The following is a 13,702-nucleotide window of genomic DNA, read 5'->3' as shown; positions in this document are numbered from 1 at the left end:
TGTAATTCTGTTAATATTGATTACCTTTCACTTCGTTAAAAACCTATCGAAATCACTAAAACCAAACTCATGAAAAAAATTAGTTTTCTCTTAATAGCTTTAATGATAAGTACTGTTGCTTGTAAAAAGGAAAAGAAAGAAACTAAACAAGTTGAAGAAGCATTAACTACAACTGAAAAGTATGTGGTTAAACCAGAGGCAACTTCAATAAAATGGACAGCCTATAAAACTACTGATAAAGTAGGTGTTGGTGGGGAGTTTACGTCTTCAAAGTTTGAAATAAAGTCTGGAGATTCTCCTCAAGAAGCCTTGAATAACTTAAACTTCTCTATTCCAATTAGCAGTTTATTTACTAACGATGCTACTAATACGCGCGATGCTAAAATAAAGGCTTCGTTTTTCGGTGCTATGTTAGATACAGATTTTTTAAAAGGAACTATTAGTTATGTTGATAATAAATGCAATGCATCATTGACTATGAATGGTGTTACTCACAACATACCACTTGATATTCAAATTGAGGAAGAAAGACGAGTTACTTTGACTGGGGTTATGAACCTTAAAGACTGGAATGCTCTAAATGCTTTGGCTTCTTTAAACAAGGTTTGTTTTGATTTACACAAAGGAGCAGATGGAGTTAGTAAAACTTGGGAAGATGTAGCTATTGAAGTGAGCACATTCTTAAGAAAAAACTAATCTTTTTATAGTTCCATAAATTATAATTTGCACCTTATCTTAATCTAGATGACCGTACAAACCATGTTAGAAAAATTGGTTTCATTTCCTGTTTTGGGTGGTGAAAGCAATTTAGAAATTATCCATTGGATAAAAGATTACATTGAAAGTTTTGGTATAAGTACTACCCTAGTTCCTAACAAAAAAAACACAAAAGCATCACTTCATTGTCGCATAGGTCCCGCAGTTGATGGAGGTGTTATCCTTTCCGGTCATACCGATGTGGTTCCTGTAAAAGGACAGCCTTGGACAACCGACCCTTTTGAACTTATTGATAAAAGTGATGGCAACTTATATGCTCGTGGTAGCTGTGATATGAAAGGATTTTTAGCTTGTTGTTTGACTGCACTACCAGATATGGTTGAAGCAGAATTAAAAACTCCAATTTATTTTGCCTTTACTTATGATGAAGAAATAGGTTGTTTAGCGGCTGAAGCTCTTATTGAAAACATTAAAGCTAGTTATTCAGAATTTCCAAAGTATGCTATAATTGGCGAAGCATCTATGTTAAAACCCATTATTGGTCAAAAAAGCATACATATAATAGACATTACAGTAAACGGTTCTGAAGGTCATAGCAGTAGAATTAAACAGGAAGTTAGCGCAGTTCATGAAGCAGCTAGAATTGTGCTTTGGGCGGAACAAAAAATGAACGATTTAATTGATTCTGGAAGCTCAGACGAACGTTTCAATCCACCACATTCATCGCTTCACACGGGCATGATAAATGGCGGTATAGCGCCGAACATCATTGCCAATAAAACCACCCTATCTTTAGATATTAGGTGTCTTCCTCAAGATGACGCAAATCAATTGTATCAAGATTTAAGAGATTACTGTAAATCTCGCGAAAAAGAAATGCAATCAATATTTTCTGGTTTTGAAATTGAGGTTACAGAAAACCATCCTATTGTCCCTTCATTTAGCACCAGTGAAACATCTGCAGCTGTACATTTAATCTCGAAAATTACGGGAAACAAAGAATGGCAAACAGTGTCATACGCTTCAGAAGCAGGTCATTTTGCCAATGCCGGATTTGAAAGTATTATATGTGGGCCTGGATCAATTGCTCAGGCACATAGAGCAGATGAATTCATTTCTAAAGACCAATTGAATAAAGGGATTGAAATGATGTATGCTTTAGTTAAACATTTGGAAACAGCTTAATAATACACATTACCTTTTTGTATTTATAAATATCCTGTATTTTTACCCCAAGCTAAATTATTATGAATCCGTCAGCACAAGGTTGGATAAAAAAGTTATTACAAGAAGTTTCTGAGAACAATACTCTTTTAAGTTCTGAGGAAACTAATTTTTATGATGCTTTACGCGGATGCGGTTTTATTTACGGAAGCAATTTAGACGTAGTTTTAGGTATTATTCCGAAAAACGATTTAACAGAAGAGGAATTATCTAAAACTAACCTTCTCATAGGGCTACTTTACACACATCATAAATCAAAAAGTACAATTTCTTTTATAGAAAGTGTTATTGGTTTCTACACAGGAATTAACGCCTTAAAAACGTCATTTTTTCGTGAACTTTTGGGCGGTAAAAAATCCAGCGAACAACTTGAAAAAATTATACGAAAACGCATTCAGATTGATGCCAACGCGCTCACAAAAAACTTTAAGTATTTCATTATAAATGCTTTGCTATATATTGATGTATTAGCGTATCAGGAATACCTGAAAAATCAATCTATTTCTATTGATTACCTTAAAAAATTAGAAGCCTCAATTGAAGCTATAATTTTAGATGTTTTAAATTCTAAATCGGTTAAAAACCAATATGACGACAGTTTAATTAAGTTGTTTGAATCGTCTTTGCGCTATCACGACAGTAAACCATTAGCATACCAAAACGCCATTTTTAATATAAAGACTCCCCAAGAGAAAAGTTATATTCTGGATTTGGGATGTATGGCCACTTGGACAGACAAAAAAATTGACAAAAACGAGCAACGTTTTTTAATTCAGTTGGGTACAGATTTAAACGTTCCAAAGGAAAGAATAAAAGAGTCTATTACATCAGTAAATTTATTTTACTCTGTCAATAAAGATAATATTGCTTTACTAAGTTCTAAAAACATAGTTCAGAGTTTTTACAACAACTCTAGTAAAATGGTTACTAAGCTAATTTCCAGAAACAGAAAACGTTTGTATCAAGAGTTAAAGGACAGCAAAGAACTTATGGTATTACTTAGTCAATCCACCGTGAGAGATTTAAGTGATGGTGAACAAAAAAAAGTACAAGAGCAATTATTAGATATTTTTAAGTCTATACCAAGTCTAGCTATTTTTATGCTTCCTGGCGGTGCATTATTATTACCTTTAGTTATAAAATTTATCCCAAAACTATTACCATCTGCTTTTGATGAAAATAGGATTGAGGAATAGCCCCGTACAAAAAGTCCTTGTAAATCAGTACCTTTAAAACAACTAACCAACCTCTTTTCAACTATGAAACATTTGTTTTCATCTATTCTCTTATTTTTTTGTTTTATAGGAATTGGTCAAACTACAGAAGACTTAAATAAAGTTACAAGTACCTTTCTTGAAACATTAAATGAAGAAGAACTTTCTTCAATTCAATATAAGTTTGAAGATTCACTCAGAACAAAATGGACCAACCTTCCTGTAGGAATTGAAAAAAGGCCTGGTTTAAAATTCGGGGACCTTTCAGAAAAAAGCAAAATTAAGTTTCATGATATATTAACTACTGTTTTTAGCTCTCAAGGTTATTTAAAAACCACCAGTATTATGAGTCTTGATGATATTTTGAATCAGGTTTATCAAACAGCTTTTGAGAGAGAGTTTATTACTGAAAAAAATCTTAAACAAATTAAAAATCTTGAATGGGATTATAAAAACTACTTTGTTTCAGTTTGGAATACACCAAGTTTAACTGAACCTTGGGGGCTTAAATTTGGCGGTCATCATATTTCTATAAACTTAACAATTAAAGGTGACAAATTATCGGTTACACCGTTGTTCTTAGGCACAGATCCAGCTGAAGTACCCATTACTAAATATGCGGGATTAAGAGTTTTAAGCAATGAAGAAGATTATGGTTTAAAACTAATTAATATGCTTTCTAAAGAGCAAAAAAAAATTGCAACCATAAGTAATGATGTGCCTAAAGATATTATTACAAATCCTTCTAAACCTCAAAGAATCAATGACTATTACGGCATTAAGGCAAGCGACCTAAATGAAGAACAAAAACATCAATTAATACTATTAATTAAAGAATACGTTAATAATTTAGAGACTAGAAAAGTCACTGAAATCCTAAAAACAATAAAAACTTCTGGGGTTGAAAACATCTATTTTGCATGGATAGGTAGTTATGAAAGAAGAAAACCACATTATTACATCATTCATAGTCCGGATTTTATTATAGAATATGATAATGTTGGATTTCGTAATGATGGGAATCACATTCATTCTATATTTAGAGAAAAGAAGAATGATTTTGGAGAGGATATTTTAAAATCCCACTATTTAGAACATAAGCATTAAAGAATTAGTGGGCTTAATGACTTCAAAAAAACACTATTTTAAAATAAAGATTTATATTAATAATCATTTCCCAAACAATTCCTCTAAGGCTGGCTTTAAATGGTGATATCCAAAATAAAACCCTTTATCTTCAATTTTCTTTGAGCTAACTCGCTGACTTGAGAACAAAAGCAAGTGCATTTCACCCAAGACTTTTTTCATTAAAAACTTAGGTATATTAGGTAATATTAAAGGTCTACCCAAAACTTTAGCTACGGTTCTAGTTAGCTCTTTATTTGTAACCGGATTTGGTGCAACGCCATTATAAGTACCAATTAATTTACTATTAATTATATATAAAAACATATTAGCCAAGTCGTGAATGTGTATCCAAGACTGCCATTGTTTACCATTACCAAATGCCGCTCCTACTCCAAATCTAATAGGCTTTGACATTTGTGGTAAGGCCCCTCCTTCATTAGATAATACCAATCCAATTCTAATTTTTGATACTGCAATACCTACTTCTGAAAATCCATTAACAGCACCTTCCCAAGCTTTTACAACATCTCCTAAAAAAGAATTATCTACTTCTTTAAAAGATTCTTCATAATAATTAATTAAAGAATTAGGATATATTCCAATACCGCTTGCAGAAACAACTTGCTTAATATTATGTGACTCTCCTTTTAAAGCATTAATTAATAACTGAGTCCCATTTATTCTACTTGATAGAATTTCATTTTTGTATTCCGGTGTCCAACGTTTTGAAACTGACGCCCCAGCCAAATGTATAATGGCATCTACATTTTTAAAACAAGCCTTATCAATTTCTTGATTAACTAGATTCCAGTAAAATCCTTGGTAATTGGTATTATTCTTAATTTTAGATTTATTAGTAGTAAGATAATTAATTGAAATACCTTGCTCCTGACAAACCTTAACTATTTGTTGACCAATAAGACCAGTTGCTCCTGTGATTAAAACCCTCATACCCTAAAGTTACAAAATGAAGTCACCATTACCCTTATATTTAGGTAAGGTTTAACAATTAATAAAATTCATGATTGACAAATGTCAATCTGACCGCCACTTTGCAGCTCTAAGCATTTCTCTTTTCCCTGGAGGACCAGGAAGTTTTTCAACTGTAAAGCCAACAGACTGCATTGCTCTACGCACGCTCCCTTTTGCGGAATATGTTACTAAAACACCATTTTCTTTTAAGGCGTCATACATTTTTTTGAAGATATACTCTGTCCATAACTCAGGTTGAACACGAGCACCAAAAGCATCAAAATAAATAATGTTATAAACTTCTTTCTCTTTTATTTCATCAAAGAACTTCTTCTGTTTTTTTAAAGAAAACTGATCTGAAATTTGATGTTTTTCTTCCCATGACACTTCATGTAGTTTATCAAAAATCAATCGATCTGAATTTAATTCCGAAGCATAATTGAGTCCACTCACCTCTTCTTGAGAAATAGGGTATGCTTCCACACCTACATAATCTACTTTTGTTTTAAGCTTTTCAGATTCCAACAAAGTAATTAAGGCATTTAGTCCAGTACCAAAACCTATTTCAAGAATTGATAATGAATTAAGAGGTTCTTCAATATGAACAGTTTCTGTATTAGATTGACCATAGTAATGTAAGCCATGTTTTATAAATACATGATAAGCCTCTTGAATTGCTCCGTGTTTTGAATGGTATTGTTCGTTCCATTCAGGAATATGAATAGTTTTAGAACCATCTGCAGTAGTGATAATTTCTCGTTTCACTACTTAATATAAAGCTTCTTAATTCTGGGAATTGGTCCCATACACGTCACCTCATGACAAGATATGCACGAATTGACAACATTATTATAATTGACTAATATATTATCAGTATTACTTTTAAATAAAGCCTTTTGAGTTTTAATAAACAGCTTAGAGTTAACCTCAAACAAAGAATCTCTGTCCGAAGGATCTGTAAGTATTGCGCTATGAATATTTAAAAAAATTTCAGGAAACTCATTAAGTATTTTTCCATCTCTAACTTGCTGCTTAAGACTTAGGTTATAAGCATACATTTCGTTCATAAGGTTAGCCATTTCAGATGGCTTAACCATAATCAATTCCTTTTTTTCTTTTGGCTTCTCTTCGTTGTCTTTACACCCAAAAACAAAAAGCAATATTAAACAACTTACAACTACTTTCATTTTATTGCTTTAATAAAACACCATCAGCTTCAAAAGAAAGTGTTCTTTTAGGCTCTACAATAGCAGCTATTTCTTCTTCAGATTTTCCGGCATCTTCGGCATAATGGCGCAATTCTTCAACAGAAACTTCACTCACAAATGCCTTACCATTCACAATAACTTCACCTTCAGCATTTAATGGCATAAAAAAACCATAATCTTTAAAACGCACAAAAGACTCACTATCATTCTCTAAATCTAAACGCATCCAACAACCTTTTTTCTGGCAAACACTATTTATTTTAGCTTCAAACTTTGCATCAACCGTATCACCAACTTTTAAATCTTTATATAACTCTACAACTTCAGTTGCAGATTTAGCTCCTTCAGCTTCAATTTTATCTCCAAATGAAGTATATTCTATTTTAGCAATTTCTTTCTTAGTTTCTTCAACTTTATTCTTACAAGAACTTAACACTAAAGTGCAAAAAATTAACACGATTATTGGTTTCATAATATGAAAATTTGAATTTTAAATGATTTATACAAAGATACCTTTTTTTAACCTTTTTATTTTAACTTTGTCCAGTAAAACAACTAGATTATGAGTGCAATAATCAATAACATTGAGATTGTAAAAACGGAGTCTTCAAAAATAAATGAAGTTGACTTTGATAATTTGAAGTTTGGAAGTGTATTTTCAGACCATATGCTAGTATGCGACTATAAAAACGGGAAATGGGAAGCACCTAAAATCATGCCTTACCAGCCTATTACATTAGATCCTTCTGCTAAGATTTTCCACTATGGGCAGTCTGTTTTTGAAGGTATGAAAGCATACAAAGACATTAATGATAAAGTCTGGTTATTCCGTCCGTTAGACAATTGGAAACGATTAAACATTTCATCTAAACGTTTAGCAATTCCTGAACTACCTGAAGATTATTTCATGGAAGGATTAAAAGCGTTGTTAGAACTAGATAAAGATTGGATTCCGACAAACGACGGAAGTTCATTATATATCCGTCCTTTTGTATTTGCTTCAGGAGAAGGATTTCACGCATCTCCTGCAGATGAGTACAAATTTATAATTTGCACAGCACCTTCTGGATCTTATTTTTCTGGTGACGTAAAGGTATTAATTGAACAGACCTATTCTCGTTCAGCAAATGGTGGTGTTGGTTTTGCAAAAGCTGGCGGTAATTATGCCGGCCAGTTCTACCCTACTCAATTAGCAGTTAAAAAAGGCTACCAACAAGTTATCTGGACTGATGACAACAATCATGAGTATATTGAGGAAGCCGGTGCTATGAACATTTTTGTTCGTATAAATGACACCTTAATTACAGGACCTACTAGTGATAGAATTCTTGACGGTATTACACGTAAGAGTATTATTGAAATAGCAGAGTCTCAAAATATCCCTGTTGAAGTTAGAAAGCTTTCAGTTAAAGAAGTGGTTGAAGCAGCAGAAAACGGAACACTTAAAGAGATGTTTGGAGCAGGAACTGCGGCAGTTGTTTCACCGATTTCAGGTTTTGGATACAACGGTGTAGATTATGATTTACCTAAGTTTGACGACACCTATGCCAGCTACTTTAAAAAGCGTATTACAGATATTCAAACTAATAAATCTGAAGACCCATTTGGGTGGCGTTTTAAGGTTGAATAATAAAAGAAATAAACAGAAACAAAAAAGGCTGCCTTTAATTTGACAGCCTTTTTTAATTAACGTACTTTATTTACAATACTATTGTTTTCCCAGGAGTAGGTACCGGATAATTACCTAAGGCATCAGGTAAAATAGGTGGTGTGGAACTCATATTTGTATCGTCTGTATAATTAAACAACGCTACTTGAGATTCTATTGCCTTGTCCCATTTCATTTCTTTACCAGACCACCCGGACATTCTTCCGAAGGCACCAGTCATTGATGATTGAGCAGCGTAAAATCCATCATTAAAGTATTCTTTACCATGATAAATACTTTCCATTAATACTTTTTGTACTTTATCATGAGCTCCATGGAATTTACCATGTTCTTCGCTACTTGCTGAGAAAATCTCTTTTCCCTTATGGTTATAAATTTTGGCACTACCTGAAATTACACATTTACCTTTTGTACCATAAAACCATTCTCCATTTTTGTTTTTACAATTTGGAATGTTTCTACTGTAACTATGCACAGAAACGCCGTTTTTGTATTTAAAATTAGAGGTTAAACTATCAAAACCTCCTAACGATCCTGAGAAATCTTTACCTGGAGATTTTCCTCCCATAGCCAATACAGATTGCGGATGCGCTTCTTGTAATACCCAGTTAACAATATCAATATTATGAACATGGTATTCTTCAACATTTCCACCACTTACCCAAGAAAAAGATCTCCAATGTCTGTTTTGGAATTCCATTTCCGTCCAGTGATCTTTTCGCGGTCTGGATAAATCCCCAATTGGTCCACCCATCCAGTAACACTCAGCAGATAATATATCTCCAATAGCACCATTGTGAAGTTCATTAACTACAGCTTGATATCCGGTTGAATATCTTCTTTGAAGTCCACCAGCAACGAATAGTTTCTTTTGTTTTGCTAATGCTGCTGCGGCCATAACTTGTTGAAAGCCTACGGAATCTACACATACTGGTTTTTCCATAAATACGTGTTTACCCTGATTTATACACTCCTCTAAAATTTTAGGTTTAAAGGCAGCTGGTGTTGTAATAAAAACTACATCGGCTAATGCAATAGCATCTTTATACCCTTGAAATCCAGTAAACTTTGTTTCTTCGGTAACTTTAATTCTAGTTTTATCTTTTACCGCATCTAATAATACTTTTTCCTTTCTATCAATAATATCTTTAAACAAATCGCACATAGAAACTAGTTCTGTTGGAATGTCTAAATCTAAAGCCGCCTTTACTGCTCTTGCTCCTCGTCCTCCACAACCAATGTAAGCAATTTTAAGAGCATCGTCAGATCCACTATTGAATCCAATACCACTTGCCATTACACCGGTTGATGTTAATAATCCTGCCCCAACTAGGGCTGAGTTTTTTATAAAATCTCTTCGTTCCATAATAATATTTATGTTTTATTCAGTTTGTTGTTATTCTAACATGGAAGAGAAGAACATTTCCGCCTCTTCTTTACTTGGTTGTTTTAAAGGTCTTACTAATCTGAAACCGACAAATTCAGAATCTGTATTCCACCAGAAGCTTTTTGGTAATTGTGGGTCTCTAGCCTTCCAATCATCTGTAGAGGTAATTCTATTACTACTTCTACATCCAGCAGCATCATCTATAAAAGACCCTCCGCGAACTGATCTTGGATACAAAGCATCAGGAAAACCTCTAGGGTCCTTTTCACCATCTTTAATTGAAGTATAGAAATCTGCATAATACTGATCTAAACACCATTCAGACACATTTCCATAGATATCATAAAGCCCATTCGGGTTTGGTTTTTTCATTCCAACTACATGTAGTTGATTATTTGCGTTTTCCGAAAACCAAGCATATTCATCTAAATCTTTCTTCTTTTTTCCAAAAAAATAAGGTGTATCTGTACCCGCTTTTGCAGCAAATTCCCATTCTGCTTCTGTAGGGATTCTGTAAAAAACACCTGTTCTTTTATACAACCAACGACAATAAGACAAGGCGTTGTATTGTGTCAATCCAACAGTTGGTTTCATATCTTCGTCTCCTAATCCCTTTGAAGGATCTTCATAAGGACTCGATGGTCTTGATATCACTACAGGGTTAGGTTTACCATCAGCCAACAAATCTCTTGTTGCATCCGTAAACAATAAAAATTCTTTATGGGTTACTTCATAAACTCCCATCCAAAAAGAACTAATTTCTACTTGCTTTTGGGGTAATTCATCTGCTTCCTTTTTCTTATCTTTTGCTGAAGCTCCAAGCATAAGTGTACCGCCCTCAATTGGAACCATTTTAAAAGAAACATCGGTTCCTTCAATTTCTTGTGTATAGGCTTCAAAATCTGTTTGAGCAATTCCTTTTATTGAAAAAAGAGCTATTGCAACAATTAAAATTTTTAAAATTTTCATTAAATAGGTAATTAAAATTATTTAGTAAAACTCACCTTGAATTTTACATTCAACTCATCTTTTGTTTGGAGCTTTCCAAAAAAAGCCGTCGGTTTTACAATATCAAACATTGACAGTGTAAGATCTTTATTTCCTTCAAAAGAAATAGTATTCATTTCGGCATCAAAAATACAGTCAAAACTAACCTCAAACGGTTTTTCTACTCCAGCTGCTGAAATGATTCCTTTTGATTCCAAAATAAAATTATTGCCGTCCACAGATATAATTTTATTCTCTGTTGATGTATATGTTACGGAAGGATTAGCTTCACTTAACAATGCCTTTTTTATTTTTGAATTCATTATTGGTCCACGACCACTTTCCATTTTTTCAACAGGAAAACTAAATTCCAAAGTTGAATATAATGAAGCTCCAACCTCCATTTTAACTTCATTAACCAATGTAAAACTACCTGTTGCCTCTTGAACTTCAACAGCCCAATCACTAACCGTAGAAGAACCATCTATCTTCATTTCAGCATTTTCAGAAAGTTTATATTCTGTTTGAGACTGCATTCCAAAATTAATTGAGAGTAGTAAGACAAGTAGCTTAAATATTCTTGTATTCATTTTTAAATTATTAGTTACTTATTTCTGAAATACTTTTCGGTTTCGAAAAAAATTCCATGATTATTAAATATTAGTATTTCTACATTATTATGCCTATTTAATATTGTGGTGATTTCAGTTTTATCAGTAACAATATTAAACGTAGAAGCCAAATAATCTGCTGTAGTGGCACTATCTGCAATTACAGAAGCACTTAAACTATGTGTAACTGGCATAAAGCTCTTAGGATTAATTAAATGAGAATATTTTTTTCCCTCAATTATTCTAAAACGGTAGGTATTACCAGAAGTAGCTATAGCTTGTCCAGATTTCAATTGTACCACATAATTATGCTGATTGTTAGATGAAACTCCCACGGTCCAATATTCTTCATCTTCAGGACTACCAAAAACTCTTATATCACCAGCGGCTTCAATTAAAAAGGAATTAAAATTCATGTTTTTTAAATACTCATAAACTTTATCAATAATAAAACCTTTAGCTATACCTCCTAATTCAAGTTCACTTTTACTTTTAAGAATTAAACAGTAGTTGTCATTTCTTAACACGTCATTAAAACCTACCTCAGCACCTTTTCTCCTGAGGTATTTATCTGATGGGATTTTACCCTTCTCCTCGGCCTTATTCCATAATTCTATTAAAGGCTGGATAGAAACATCAAAATACCCGTCAGTTTTGTTAAACGCCAATTGTGAATAATTCAAGACTTCAATCAATTCAATTGACGGATTAGGATATTTTCCTTTTTTGTTTAGAAGACTAACCTCACTTGATAGTAAATAATTACTTAGAATAGCGTTTAATTTATCTACGTACAAATAGGTTTGATTAGCGGTTTTGTCGGCATCAGATTTATTAGTAGTATAGAAAACTAATTTGAAGTCACCACCCAATTTTTTTTCATTATAGGTAAATTTTTTCGCATAAGAATTCAATGTCGTAAAAACGGCAATTACAACTATTATTATCCCGAAAAAACTATTAGTTTTCACTCTAATTATTCTCAAATATTAATCACTCTCCAAAGTTAATTTATTACCCGCATTTTTTATATGATTAAATTATCGTTTTATTGTAAAATATAACCAATTTAATTTTTACTACCTTTAAAAACTAATACTTTCAACCAAATTAAAAAGTAAAAAATCTCCATATCATGAATTTTGACGAATTACTAAACACAAAGATTAATTCGATAAATTTTACGCAAAAATTGTTTGAACGTACTAACCTAGGGTTTTTTGCTAAAAACAAAGAAGGGAAGATAATAAGTCTTAACTCTTTCATGCTTTCTATTTATGCAGTTGACGAGAAATCTGATGTTTTAGGCAAGAATGATTTTGACTTTTTACCAGCTCATTTCGCCCAATCTATAACGAAGGATGATTTCTATGTATTAAAAGAAGGCAAACCAATAATTGACAAAATAGAAATGGTCCCTTTTATTGATTTTAAAACCTACTGGCTAAAAACTTCAAAATACCCCATTTATGATAACGATAATAACGTTGTTGGTTTAATTGGAATAACATCTAAACTTACTGAGCATGGAGAATACACTTTTAAAAATAAAAAACTTAAAAGCGTATTGAATTATATGCAACAAAATATTGATAAAAAAATATCCTTGGATGATTTATGCGAAGTGGCTTTAATGTCAAAAACCTCATTACTCAGGCATTTTAAAGAGGACTTTCAAATATCACCGATTGCATATTTAAAAAAAGTACGATTACATTTAGCATGTAATATGCTAAGAAATTCTGATAAAGATTTAACCACCATTGCTTACTCCTGTGGTTACCATGACCAGAGCCATTTTAATAAAGACTTTAAATCTGTTTTAAATGAAACACCAAAGAAATATAAGCTAAGACACGAAAGTTTAAATGAATCTAATTAGTTACGCTTTTTACCTCTCTAATATGGCTTGAATATCTGGCTTAAAATAATTTGGTCCTTTTAGCACCTTACCATCTTCTCTGTAAATTGGCTCTCCATCTTCTCCTAATTTACTCATGTTACTTCTTTGAATTTCTTCAAACACTTCTTCAATTTTATATTGAAGACCATGCTCTATTATAGTTCCGCATAAAATGTAAAGCATATCACCTAAGGCATCTGCCACCTCAACTAAATCTCCATCATTTGCAGCATCTAAATACTCTTCATTTTCCTCGCGCATCAATTTGTAACGCAATGTGTTTTTTTCAGATCCTAAATCTGCTTTAGGTGTTTCTCTGTGTCCTATTTTGAATGCTGTATGAAATGCCTTTACTGCGTCTATTTTGTTCTTCATAAATGTGCTCCTTTTAATCGAATTTCTTTAATTTGCATAAAAGTAACTATATGTTTAGTAAAGGTCAAATCATATTTGGTGTTTTATTTTTTATTGTCTTCGCCATTATTATAGGTTTTACATACCGAAAAGATTTAAAACTTCATAAACGGTTTTATTCTGGTAGTATTTGGATACTTATTGCCTTTATTGCTTTTATACTTTTTATAGCCGCTATAAAGTTTTTCTTCAAATAACTTTAAAATTTTCAATACAACTAACTGGGAAATAATTAGTTAAAACTGTTATATAAATAAACAGCTTTAAT

Annotated in this window: 15 protein-coding genes; 6 read left to right on the top strand and 9 right to left on the bottom strand. The window is 32.4% G+C overall.

The annotated features are described in order from the left end of the window. Nucleotides 1-69: 69 nt before the first annotated feature. The 4 genes from FUA22_RS15805 (at nt 70) to FUA22_RS15790 (ending at nt 4,262) form a co-directional block, all read left to right on the top strand. Entirely contained in the window at nt 70-696 is a 627-nt protein-coding gene (locus tag FUA22_RS15805; protein ID WP_147769559.1) for a YceI family protein, read from the top strand. Between the two features lie 48 nt (nt 697-744). After that, nucleotides 745-1,902: an acetylornithine deacetylase gene (gene argE, locus FUA22_RS15800; RefSeq protein ID WP_147769558.1), complete on the top strand. Its 1,158-nt coding sequence runs from the start codon at nt 745-747 to the stop codon at nt 1,900-1,902. A 62-nt stretch (nt 1,903-1,964) separates the two neighbouring features. After that, nucleotides 1,965-3,137, top strand: coding sequence for an LETM1-related biofilm-associated protein (locus tag FUA22_RS15795; RefSeq protein ID WP_147769557.1), 1,173 nt, complete (start codon nt 1,965-1,967; stop codon nt 3,135-3,137). A gap of 63 nt (nt 3,138-3,200) precedes the next feature. Then, nucleotides 3,201-4,262: a DUF3500 domain-containing protein gene (locus FUA22_RS15790; protein WP_147769556.1), complete on the top strand. Its 1,062-nt coding sequence runs from the start codon at nt 3,201-3,203 to the stop codon at nt 4,260-4,262. Between the two features lie 63 nt (nt 4,263-4,325). Here the strand turns inward: FUA22_RS15790 and FUA22_RS15785 are convergent, their stop codons facing one another. From FUA22_RS15785 to FUA22_RS15770, 4 genes are all read right to left on the bottom strand, one after another. Further along, the gene (locus tag FUA22_RS15785) at nt 4,326-5,234 is read right to left on the bottom strand and encodes a TIGR01777 family oxidoreductase (RefSeq protein WP_147769555.1); all 909 of its coding nucleotides are present in this window, start codon (nt 5,232-5,234) and stop codon (nt 4,326-4,328) included. A gap of 84 nt (nt 5,235-5,318) precedes the next feature. Continuing rightward, a complete protein-coding gene (gene mnmD / locus FUA22_RS15780; protein ID WP_147769554.1) occupies nt 5,319-6,020 on the bottom strand; it encodes a tRNA (5-methylaminomethyl-2-thiouridine)(34)-methyltransferase MnmD in 702 nt (233 codons plus the stop codon). Further along, nucleotides 6,020-6,442, bottom strand: a complete 423-nt coding sequence (locus FUA22_RS15775; RefSeq protein ID WP_147769553.1) for a hypothetical protein — start codon at nt 6,440-6,442, stop codon at nt 6,020-6,022. The genes mnmD and FUA22_RS15775 overlap by 1 nt, the downstream gene beginning before the upstream one ends. 1 nt (nt 6,443) lies before the next feature. After that, nucleotides 6,444-6,935: a DUF4920 domain-containing protein gene (locus FUA22_RS15770; RefSeq protein WP_147769552.1), complete on the bottom strand. Its 492-nt coding sequence runs from the start codon at nt 6,933-6,935 to the stop codon at nt 6,444-6,446. Between the two features lie 90 nt (nt 6,936-7,025). Here FUA22_RS15770 and FUA22_RS15765 point away from each other — a divergent pair, with 90 nt between their 5' ends. Further along, entirely contained in the window at nt 7,026-8,093 is a 1,068-nt protein-coding gene (locus tag FUA22_RS15765; protein WP_147769551.1) for a branched-chain amino acid aminotransferase, read from the top strand. Nucleotides 8,094-8,163: 70 nt separating this feature from the next. Here FUA22_RS15765 and FUA22_RS15760 read toward each other — a convergent pair whose 3' ends face one another. The 4 genes from FUA22_RS15760 to FUA22_RS15745 are packed head-to-tail and all read right to left on the bottom strand — an operon-like array spanning nt 8,164 to nt 12,088. Then, nucleotides 8,164-9,498, bottom strand: coding sequence for a Gfo/Idh/MocA family protein (locus FUA22_RS15760; RefSeq protein ID WP_147769807.1), 1,335 nt, complete (start codon nt 9,496-9,498; stop codon nt 8,164-8,166). Between the two features lie 30 nt (nt 9,499-9,528). Next, on the bottom strand, nt 9,529-10,488 hold the full coding sequence (locus tag FUA22_RS15755; protein ID WP_147769550.1) for a formylglycine-generating enzyme family protein: 960 nt from the start codon (nt 10,486-10,488) through the stop codon (nt 9,529-9,531). A gap of 17 nt (nt 10,489-10,505) precedes the next feature. Beyond that, a complete protein-coding gene (locus FUA22_RS15750; RefSeq protein ID WP_147769549.1) occupies nt 10,506-11,096 on the bottom strand; it encodes a YceI family protein in 591 nt (196 codons plus the stop codon). Nucleotides 11,097-11,110: 14 nt separating this feature from the next. Next, entirely contained in the window at nt 11,111-12,088 is a 978-nt protein-coding gene (locus FUA22_RS15745) for an FAD:protein FMN transferase (protein ID WP_170309950.1), read from the bottom strand. Nucleotides 12,089-12,252: 164 nt separating this feature from the next. Here FUA22_RS15745 and FUA22_RS15740 point away from each other — a divergent pair, with 164 nt between their 5' ends. Next, on the top strand, nt 12,253-12,999 hold the full coding sequence (locus FUA22_RS15740; RefSeq protein WP_147769547.1) for a helix-turn-helix domain-containing protein: 747 nt from the start codon (nt 12,253-12,255) through the stop codon (nt 12,997-12,999). A 9-nt stretch (nt 13,000-13,008) separates the two neighbouring features. On the opposite strand, the gene FUA22_RS15735 is transcribed toward FUA22_RS15740, so the two are convergent. Continuing rightward, nucleotides 13,009-13,395 carry a pyrophosphohydrolase domain-containing protein gene (locus FUA22_RS15735; RefSeq protein ID WP_147769546.1) on the bottom strand — a complete coding sequence of 129 codons (387 nt, stop codon included), beginning with the start codon at nt 13,393-13,395 and terminating at the stop codon, nt 13,009-13,011. Between the last annotated feature and the right edge of the window lie 307 nt (nt 13,396-13,702).

It is taken from the genome of Seonamhaeicola maritimus (assembly GCF_008056315.1).
Lineage (GTDB): Bacteria > Bacteroidota > Bacteroidia > Flavobacteriales > Flavobacteriaceae > Seonamhaeicola > Seonamhaeicola maritimus.
Note: the sequence above shows the minus strand (reverse complement) of the source record. Positions and strands in the feature narration are given on the sequence as shown.

Bases quoted from the DNA above. Each gene is read 5' to 3' on its own strand.
- FUA22_RS15760 (WP_147769807.1), bottom strand. From the start codon at position 9,498: ATGGAACGAAGAGATTTTATAAAAAACTCAGCCCTAGTTGGGGCAGGA.
- FUA22_RS15795 (WP_147769557.1), top strand. From the start codon at position 1,965: ATGAATCCGTCAGCACAAGGTTGGATAAAAAAGTTATTACAAGAAGTT.
- argE (WP_147769558.1), top strand. From the start codon at position 745: ATGACCGTACAAACCATGTTAGAAAAATTGGTTTCATTTCCTGTTTTG.
- FUA22_RS15775 (WP_147769553.1), bottom strand. From the start codon at position 6,442: ATGAAAGTAGTTGTAAGTTGTTTAATATTGCTTTTTGTTTTTGGGTGT.
- FUA22_RS15805 (WP_147769559.1), top strand. From the start codon at position 70: ATGAAAAAAATTAGTTTTCTCTTAATAGCTTTAATGATAAGTACTGTT.
- FUA22_RS15750 (WP_147769549.1), bottom strand. From the start codon at position 11,096: ATGAATACAAGAATATTTAAGCTACTTGTCTTACTACTCTCAATTAAT.
- FUA22_RS15740 (WP_147769547.1), top strand. From the start codon at position 12,253: ATGAATTTTGACGAATTACTAAACACAAAGATTAATTCGATAAATTTT.
- FUA22_RS15765 (WP_147769551.1), top strand. From the start codon at position 7,026: ATGAGTGCAATAATCAATAACATTGAGATTGTAAAAACGGAGTCTTCA.
- FUA22_RS15770 (WP_147769552.1), bottom strand. From the start codon at position 6,935: ATGAAACCAATAATCGTGTTAATTTTTTGCACTTTAGTGTTAAGTTCT.
- FUA22_RS15785 (WP_147769555.1), bottom strand. From the start codon at position 5,234: ATGAGGGTTTTAATCACAGGAGCAACTGGTCTTATTGGTCAACAAATA.
- FUA22_RS15755 (WP_147769550.1), bottom strand. From the start codon at position 10,488: ATGAAAATTTTAAAAATTTTAATTGTTGCAATAGCTCTTTTTTCAATA.
- FUA22_RS15735 (WP_147769546.1), bottom strand. From the start codon at position 13,395: ATGAAGAACAAAATAGACGCAGTAAAGGCATTTCATACAGCATTCAAA.
- FUA22_RS15790 (WP_147769556.1), top strand. From the start codon at position 3,201: ATGAAACATTTGTTTTCATCTATTCTCTTATTTTTTTGTTTTATAGGA.